At 63.4% G+C, this 8,220-nt stretch carries 6 protein-coding genes; 1 reads left to right on the top strand and 5 read right to left on the bottom strand.

Features of this window, described 5'->3' with window-relative positions; genetic code table 11:
- Positions 1-243: 243 nt before the first annotated feature.
- Genes mdoH through IEX85_RS14050 form a run of 3 tightly spaced genes read right to left on the bottom strand, consistent with a single transcriptional unit; the run spans position 244 to position 4,151 of the window.
- Positions 244-2,361, bottom strand: coding sequence for a glucans biosynthesis glucosyltransferase MdoH (gene mdoH, locus IEX85_RS14060; protein ID WP_188861237.1), 2,118 nt, complete (start codon positions 2,359-2,361; stop codon positions 244-246).
- On the bottom strand, positions 2,358-2,612 hold the full coding sequence (locus IEX85_RS14055) for a hypothetical protein (RefSeq protein WP_188861236.1): 255 nt from the start codon (positions 2,610-2,612) through the stop codon (positions 2,358-2,360). Before IEX85_RS14055 ends, mdoH begins: the two co-directional genes overlap by 4 nt.
- Positions 2,613-2,615: 3 nt before the next feature.
- Positions 2,616-4,151, bottom strand: coding sequence for a glucan biosynthesis protein G (locus IEX85_RS14050; protein WP_229721924.1), 1,536 nt, complete (start codon positions 4,149-4,151; stop codon positions 2,616-2,618).
- 237 nt (positions 4,152-4,388) lie between these two features.
- On the opposite strand from IEX85_RS14050, the gene phnX reads away from it, so the two are divergent.
- On the top strand, positions 4,389-5,261 hold the full coding sequence (gene phnX / locus IEX85_RS14045; protein WP_188861235.1) for a phosphonoacetaldehyde hydrolase: 873 nt from the start codon (positions 4,389-4,391) through the stop codon (positions 5,259-5,261).
- A gap of 52 nt (positions 5,262-5,313) precedes the next feature.
- Here the strand turns inward: phnX and IEX85_RS14040 are convergent, their stop codons facing one another.
- Positions 5,314-5,793: an acyl-CoA thioesterase gene (locus tag IEX85_RS14040; protein ID WP_188861234.1), complete on the bottom strand. Its 480-nt coding sequence runs from the start codon at positions 5,791-5,793 to the stop codon at positions 5,314-5,316.
- A gap of 38 nt (positions 5,794-5,831) precedes the next feature.
- Complete coding sequence (locus IEX85_RS14035; RefSeq protein WP_188861233.1) at positions 5,832-8,108, bottom strand: NADP-dependent malic enzyme; 2,277 nt, start codon at positions 8,106-8,108, stop codon at positions 5,832-5,834.
- Positions 8,109-8,220: the final 112 nt, after the last annotated feature.

The following is an 8,220-nucleotide window of genomic DNA, read 5'->3' as shown; positions in this document are numbered from 1 at the left end:
GCGTGAAGCGTGAAGCGTGAAGCGTGAAGCGTGAAGCGTGAAGCGTGAAGCGTGAAGCGTGAATCAGTATGGCTTCGCGCTATTCACGGTCAACGGTTTTCTGAAACATTCATTCGCTCGCGGAGCGAGCTCCTACACCTCTATCGGCCGCCGCCCCTTACGCCTGACGCTTGACGCCTCACCACTCACCACTTACCACTTACCACTCACCACTCACTACTTACAACTCACCACTTACCGCCCTCAACTATCCGGCCAGATTCGACGGATACGATTATCGATCGCCTGCCCCCAGAAACTGCCGATCGGTGCTCGCCAGGCGCGGGCATGGAGCCAGCCGAGGCTTTCACGATCGGTCAGCAGCAGGTTTTTCTCGGCACGACTCAGGCTATCCGGCCCGTGGTCGAGGCAATGCTGACGCAGTTGCTTCAGACGCTGGTGCTTGGCCCCGCCACCGTGGGAGCGCGCCGTCGCCTGATGCACCCGGTTCATCACCGGGTCCAGCACCGCCCGCACCACCGCCGACTCGCCCTCGCCCGGCTCCGGCAGAATACTGTGTCCGGCCAGGTCGGCAAGCAGTGGCGAGCCGTTTTTCTCCTCCGGCACCAGCAGAATGCCGGCACGGCGCAGCGCCTGGCCCAGACCGGTGCGACTCAGGATCACCGACGTCGGCGCGGCGAGCAGCAATGGCAGCGCCACGGGCAGCGACCAGATGAAGAACATGGGATCGAGCCAGAAGGCAAACCCGGACCAGGCCGCCGCCACCAGCGAGCCCGGCGCCTGACTCAGCAGCGCCGCTGTCCAGGTCGTTTCGTCGCTGCGGTTCTGACCCGCCCAGCGCAGCGTCACGTTGAACAGCGCCTCGAGTACGTAGCGGGTGTGGGCCAGCATCCGGATCGGCGCCAGCAACGCCGACACCAGGATTTCACCGATGGTACTGAGCAGCAGGCGGAAAAAACCGCCATGGGCCCGGCGCCGTCCGCTCAGCAGCACGTCGATCAGCGCCAGCAGCTTGGGGAAGAACAGCAGAAACACGACACTGGTTGCCAGACCGATAGCCCATTCCGGATGCCATTCGGGCCACAGCGGAAACAGGCTGTGCTGGTCAGGAAAATAGTTCGGTGGCCATAGCACCAGTTTCGTGGTCTCGATGGTGGTGAGCACCAGAAACGCGAACCACAGCGGCGACGCCACGTACGACAGTATGCCGTTGAGAAACGCCATCCGGTGCGCCATGCGAAGACGGCGCTCGAACAGCATCAGCCATAGGTGCTGAAGATTGCCCTTGGCCCAGCGCTTGTCGCGGGTCAGCTCATCCACCAGACTTGGCGGCGACTCCTCGTAGCTGCCCCCGAGATCGGGCTCCAGCCAGACCTCGTAGCCGGCCCGCCCCATAAAGGCGGCCTCGACGAAATCGTGACTGGCAATGGGGCCGCTGAACAGCCCCGGCCCACGCAGATGCGGCAACCCGCAATGGCGCATGAACGGCTCGGTGCGGATCAGGGCATTGTGCCCCCAGAACGCCGCCTCGCCGAGCTGCATCGCCGCAAGACCTGTGCTGAACAGCGGCCCGTACACCTGATTGGCGAACTGCTGAACCCGCGCGAACAGTGACTGCCCGTTGATGATGGTTGGGCAGCTCTGCAGTATGCCGACGCGGGGCTCGCACTGCATCAGGCGTACCATCTTCACCAGGGTATCGCCTTCCATCAGGCTGTCGGCATCCATCACCGCCATGTACTCGTAGGCACGGCCCCAGCGGCGCAGAAAGTCGGCGACGTTGCCGCTCTTGTAGTTCATGTTGAGGGTACGACGACGATAGAACAGGCGTCCCGATGCCCCCAGCTCGTCGCACAGCCGCTGCCAGGCCGCCTGTTCCGACAGCCAGACATCGGGGTCGCGACTGTCCGAGAGAATGTAAAAGTCGAAGTGCTGAATCTGCCCGCTGCGCTCGAGCGATCGGTAGATGGCGCGCAGCCCGCCGAGACAGCGATTGACAGGCTCGTTGTAGATCGGCATCACCACCGCTGTGCGCGCCAGCGGCGTATCCGCGAGCACACTGTCGGGGTAGCGCCGCAGCAGCGACTTGGGATCGCCGCCGATACGGCGCAGCCAGAAGCCGTAAAGGCCAATCCAGAAACCGATGCTGATCCAGGTAAACAGCAGGGTAAAGAGCGCGATCAGCGCCTGCTCCAGCAGGTTGCCGCCGTGGTACGGCAGCACCGAAGCCATATAGTAGGCGCCGACCAGTGCCTGGGATACGACGATGAGCGTCAGCAGAGTGCGTCGCAGCCAGGCGCGCAGTCGCCAGCGAGCCGGCCGCAGCACGGCGGCATCCAGGTTCCTGGCCGGCCCGCTCATTTGCCGTTTCCGTAGCCGATACTGCCGCGTTCGAGCCGCGGCGATACCGGCGGCAACGGCAGCACAGTCAGTTCGAAGCGTCCGGGCAGCTCGTCCATGACCCAGGCCAGCAGATCCTTTTCGCCCCGCTGCAGCCCCTCCTGCACCAGCTGCAGCGCCACCAGGGTATGTCCGTCATTCAGCACCACTGCGTTGGCGGCAAGGTATTCAAGCACTCGGGACAGGGCATGCTCACCCAGCGTTCGGGCCATGTATCACTCCGCAATCCGGATATCGTTGTTTGCCGGCAGGCGGTAGCTCCAGGTTTCGGTGAGCGTTTCGTCTCCGAGACTCAGAAAAGCCCGCAGCGACAGCGACTTGCGCGGCGCCGGCCGCACCAGCATCGACAGGCGCCAGCCCTTGAGCGCCTCGTTGTATTCGACGAAGTGCTCGAGCACCTCGCCGCCGTCCATGGCTGTCACGTGGCTCAGTACCGGCGCCCGTGGCCGCTGCTTGTCGAGCACCCCGCCGTTGAAGTCGACGAGAATCCGGTAGGCGCCTTTCTCGGCGCCGCCGCCGATGATGCTGCCGTCACCGACGTAGGTGTTGACCGCCTGCCCCATCGGGTTGCCGCCAAGCCCCTCGGCGCCGAACTGCACTTCGTAGGCGTACTCCAGGTTCTGGCCCGCGTCGACCTTTTCTTGCGGCCGCCAGAAGGCGACGATGTTGTCGTTGGTTTCGTTTTCGGTGGGCAGCTGCACCAGGACCACCTGACCCGGCCCCCAGTCGCCTTCGGTCTTGACCCAGGCACTCGGCCGCAGTTCGTAGCGGGCCTGAAGGTCGTGGTAGTCGTCGAAGTTGCGGTCACGCTGGAGCAATCCGAAGCCGCGGACGTTGTCCGTCATCAGATAGTCCATCTGCAGCTCACGCGGGTTCAGCAGCGGGCGCCAGAGCCACTCGCCGCTGCTGCCGTTATGAATCTGCAGGCCGTCGGAATCATGTACCTGAGCACGCCATTCACCGCGGGGCCGGCCGGTGTTTTCACCGTAGTAGAACATGCTGGTCAGTGGCGCCACACCGAGCAGTTCGACGCTGGCACGGGGAAACAGCCGTGCCGTCACCTGCAGCCGCGTAACCTCGCCGGGGTAGACGGCGAACCGGTAGGCGCCGGCGACGCTCTCGCCCTCGAGCAGGCCATAGAACGTCATGGCATGCGCATCCGGGGCCGGGCGCTCCAGCCAGAACTCGGTAAACGACGGGAACTCTTCGCCGCGCGACAGCCCGGTATCGATCGCCAGACCGCGCGCCGAGATGCCGAAGCTGTTGTCGCGCCCGACACCGCGGAAGTAGCTGGCACCGGCAAACACCATGAACTGGTTCTGCTCCTGCTTGCCCTTGAGCGGATAGGTCAGTTTGAAACCGGCGTAGCCGAGATTGGCAGGCACACGCTTGGCGACTTCCGGATCAGCGAAGGTGAAATCGCTCTTGCGGAAGGCAATCGGGTGGGTCCCCTCGGAATCGATGACGTTGAGCTTCACCGCATGCCGGTAGAACAGCCCCGGCGGCACCATCATCACCTGAAAGCGGGAACCGTTCTCGCGCCACAGGCTCTTTTCGGCATCGAAGCGGATATTCTGGTAGGCATCGTAACTGAGCGTTTGCATGAACTTCGGAATCTGCGCCGGCGCCTCATAGGGCGAGGATGCCAGCTTGCGGGCTTTTTCCGTAACATCGTCGAACCCGAAAGCGGCCAGTGCCGCCGACGGAATCAGGGCGCCCAGCAGGGCCAGGGCGGGCAGGATCCTCTGCACTCTTACACTCCAGTTAGTTTTATTCAATGCGGCGGGCAACAGCGCTGACCGGCTGCCGACTAATTACACTAAAAGGCGCCGGTACGCTAGCACTGACGAGCTGAATAGCGGCTTAGTAGCAAAAATTGGCCCTCCTATAAGGACATAGCAGAAAATTCGTCTTTTGCCCTGTTCCGCGGCAACCGGTCTACACTTCTGTCGATGCCGGGATCCCCCGACAAGAAGAAGAGACAACCCATGCATTATCGTTATCAACGCGCTTACAGCGGTCCGGTTGAGGCCGTTATCTTCGACTGGACCGGCACCCTGGTCGACTACGGCGCCCGGGCGCCGCTAAACGCCTGCATCCGGCTATTTCAGCAGCAGGGTATCGAGCTCGCCGACGACGAAATCCGGGCCGCCGCTCCGTTTTTCTCCGGCAACAGCCTGGCGCCAAACCACCACGCGCCCTACTGCGACGATATCAGTCTCGCGGCGTTGTTGAATTCTCCCCGGATTCGCGAACACTGGCAACGGCAAACAGGCTCGTCCCCGACCGAGGATGACCTGGAACGCCTGTATCAGGCACTGGCGCCGCTGTTGATCGACGCTATTGCCGAGCGTACCCAGCTCATCCCCGGCGCGCTGCCGACATTGCATTATCTCGAATCCCGCGGCATTGGCGTCGGCTGTAACTGCAATTACGGCCGCGATATTGCGACTGACCTGTTCGGCCGCGCCACCGAACAGGGGTGCAACCCGGATAGCATCGTCTGTGTCAGCGACGTTCGCGCCGGACAGCCCTGGCCGCACATGACGCTGAAGAATCTGCTGCAGCTGGACGTCAAGCACCTCGCTGCCTGCATTCGGGTGGACGACAGCCTTGTCGGTATCGAGGAGGGCCTGAATGCCGGTGTCTGGACCGTTGCGGTCGCACTGACCGGCGCAGCCGTCGGGCTGGACATGCCAGCCTGGAGTGCGTTGAAGAATGACCGCCGGGCCAGCCTGCGTGAGCAGGCCTACAGTCAGCTGAACCGCAGTGGCGCCCACTATGTCATCGACAGCGTCGCCGACCTGCCCCAGGTCATCGAGGATATTGAGGCGCGGCTGGAAGACGGCGAGCGGCCCTAGGCTGCCTCTTGCGGGTACGAGGCTCCTGCGACTATCGACGCAGGAGCCCGGCTCAGAGCTCGAGGTGTGCTTCCATTTCGGCGCCGATCTTCTTGCGCATTTCCATCAGCCTGATGGCGGACTCCCGCAGCTCCTTGTCCTTTTCGCTCTCAGGCACCCACTCGGGCACCGGCACCGGCATTCCGGATCTGTCCACCGCAACCATGATGACGATACAGTGGGTGGTGCGTTCACGGTCGGTGGTGGTCGGGTCGCCGGCCCTCACCTCGATGCCGATGTGCATGGAGGTACGGCCGGTGTAGATGACCCTGGCCATCACCTCAACGATGCTGCCGACATGGATCGGCCGCACGAAGCGAATACCGCCGGCGTAGGCCGTAATGCAGTAGCGCCCGCTCCAGCCGGCGGCACAGGCGTAGGCCGCGAGGTCTATCCACTTCATCACCGCACCGCCATGAACCTTGCCACCGAAATTCACATCGGCCGGTTCGGCCAGGAAACGCAGTGCCGTCTCTCTGTCTTGTCCGGGCATAGCTGCCTCTCTATCAGATGATCAAAGAAAACCGGGGGCTAGCCCCGACTCTCGCTCTGCACCCCGGCGACGGCCACCGCCGTCATGTTGAATATGCCGCGCACCGTGCTGCTCTGCGACAGGATATGCACCGGCTGACTGGCGCCGAGCAGAATCGGGCCGATGGCGATGCCGCTGCCGAGGGTCTTGAGCAGACCATAAGCGATATGCGCCGCCTCGACATTGGGCATGACCAGCAGATTGGCCTGACCACGCAGCACCGAATCCGGGAACACCTTGCTGCGCAGATCCTCGGACAGCGCGCTGTCGGCGTGCATCTCGCCGTCGACGATCAGATCCGGCGCCTCGGCGGCGAGCAGTGCTCTGGCTTCGCGCATCTTGCGGGCGTCCGGCAGATCGTTGGTCCCGAAGTTCGAACTCGACAGCAACGCCACCTTTGGCTTGATGCCGAAACGGCGGACCTCCTCGGCAGCCAGTAGCGTAGCCTGCACCACCTCCTCGGTGCTGGGGTCGGGATTGACGTGCGAATCGCAGATGAAGACGGTGCTGGCCGGCAGATTCAGGGCCGTGACCGTCGAGAACTGGCCAACGCCCTCGGAGCGGTCGATCAGGCCTTCGATGGTGGCCAGATGCACGCGGAAACGACCGTGGGCGCCGCACAGCATGGCGTCGGCATCGCCGCGCAGACACATCATTGCAGCGATCGCGGTCTTGTCGGAATGCATGATGCCGCGCGCTTCGTCGGGGGAAATGCCCTTGCGCCCCATGCGGGCGCTGAAGTCCGTCAGATAGGGCTCGTACCAGTCACCGCCCTGGGGATCGACGATGCGGATGTCCTGACCATCGCGGATCCGCAGCTGCAGGTTCTCGATGCGCTGAAGAATGCGGGAGCGATCGCCGACCAGTATCGGCTGCGCCAGCCTCTCGTCGACCACCTGCTGCACCGCCATCAGCACCCGGCTGCTTTCCCCCTCGGCGAAAACCACGCGCTTGGGCGAACGTTTGGCGTGCTCCAGGATCGGACCCATCACCTCGGACGTGCGGTAGGCGTAACGCGCCAGGCTGGCGCGGTAGGCATCGAGGTCCGCGATCGGCCGGGTCGCGACGCCGGTTTCCATCGCCGCCTGCGCCACCGCCGGCGCCACCACGAAGATCAGTCGCGGATCGAAGGGTTTCGGAATCAGGTATTCCGGACCAAAGCGCATCGGCTCGCCGGCGTAGGCTTTCTGCACACGATCGACCGGCTCCGCCATCGCCAGCTCCGCCAGCGCCTTGACGCAGGCTACCTTCATCTCCTCGTTGATGGTGGTGGCGCCGCAGTCCAGGGCGCCGCGGAAGATGAACGGGAAACAGAGCACGTTGTTGACCTGGTTGGGATAGTCGGAGCGGCCGGTCGCCATGATGACGTCGGGACGCACCGCCCTGGCCTCGTCCGGCAAAATCTCGGGCACCGGGTTGGCCATCGCCAGGATGATCGGCCGTTCGGCCATCTTCTCGACCATCGCCGGTTTCAGCACCCCCGGTGCCGACAGTCCAAGAAACAGATCGGCGCCGCCGATCACGTCATCGAGGGTGCGGGCATCGGTATCCTGGGCGTAACGGGCCTTGTATTCGTCCATCTCCTCGGCGCGGCCCTTGTAGACCACGCCGGCGATATCGGTGAGCCAGATGTTCTCCTTTTTCAGTCCCATGTTGACCAGCAGGTCGGTACAGGACAGCGCCGCGGCCCCGGCGCCGGAGACCACCAGCTTGACCTCGCCAATATCCTTGCCGACGACGCGCAGCGCATTGTAAACCGCCGCACCGGCAACAATGGCCGTACCGTGCTGATCATCGTGAAACACCGGGATCTTCATGCGCTCCTTCAGCGCTTTCTCGATGATGAAACACTCCGGCGCCTTGATATCCTCGAGGTTGATACCGCCGAAGGTCGGTTCGAGGCGGGCGACGGTTTCGATGAAGGCCTGCGGATCCCTCTCGTCGATCTCGATATCGAAGACATCGATATTGGAAAATTTCTTGAACAGTACCGCCTTGCCCTCCATTACCGGCTTCGATGCCAGTGCGCCGATGGCGCCCAGCCCCAGCACCGCGGTGCCGTTGGAGATAACGCCCACCAGGTTGCCCCGTGCCGTAACGGTGTAGGATTCGACCGGGTCGCGCACGATCTCGTTGCAGGCCGCGGCCACCCCGGGCGAATAGGCCAGCGCCAGATCGCGCTGGGTTGCCATCGGTTTGGTTGCGACGATCGCCAGCTTGCCGGCGGGCTCGGCGCGATGATAGGCAAGTGCATCTTTATCCAGTTCTCGAGACATCGAGCTTCCTCTTACTCCGGTTACCACTCAAAGTGCCTGAACGGCGAACGTCCGGGCCGCCGAATTCCTTCTATACACCATTAAGATGTCAGTGTCCGGGATACTTCGGAGC

It is taken from the genome of Marinobacterium nitratireducens (assembly GCF_014645375.1).
GTDB classification, from domain to species: Bacteria; Pseudomonadota; Gammaproteobacteria; order Pseudomonadales; family Balneatricaceae; genus Marinobacterium_A; species Marinobacterium_A nitratireducens.
The sequence above is the reverse complement of the archived record's forward strand: the minus strand, read 5'-3'. Positions and strand labels throughout refer to the sequence as shown.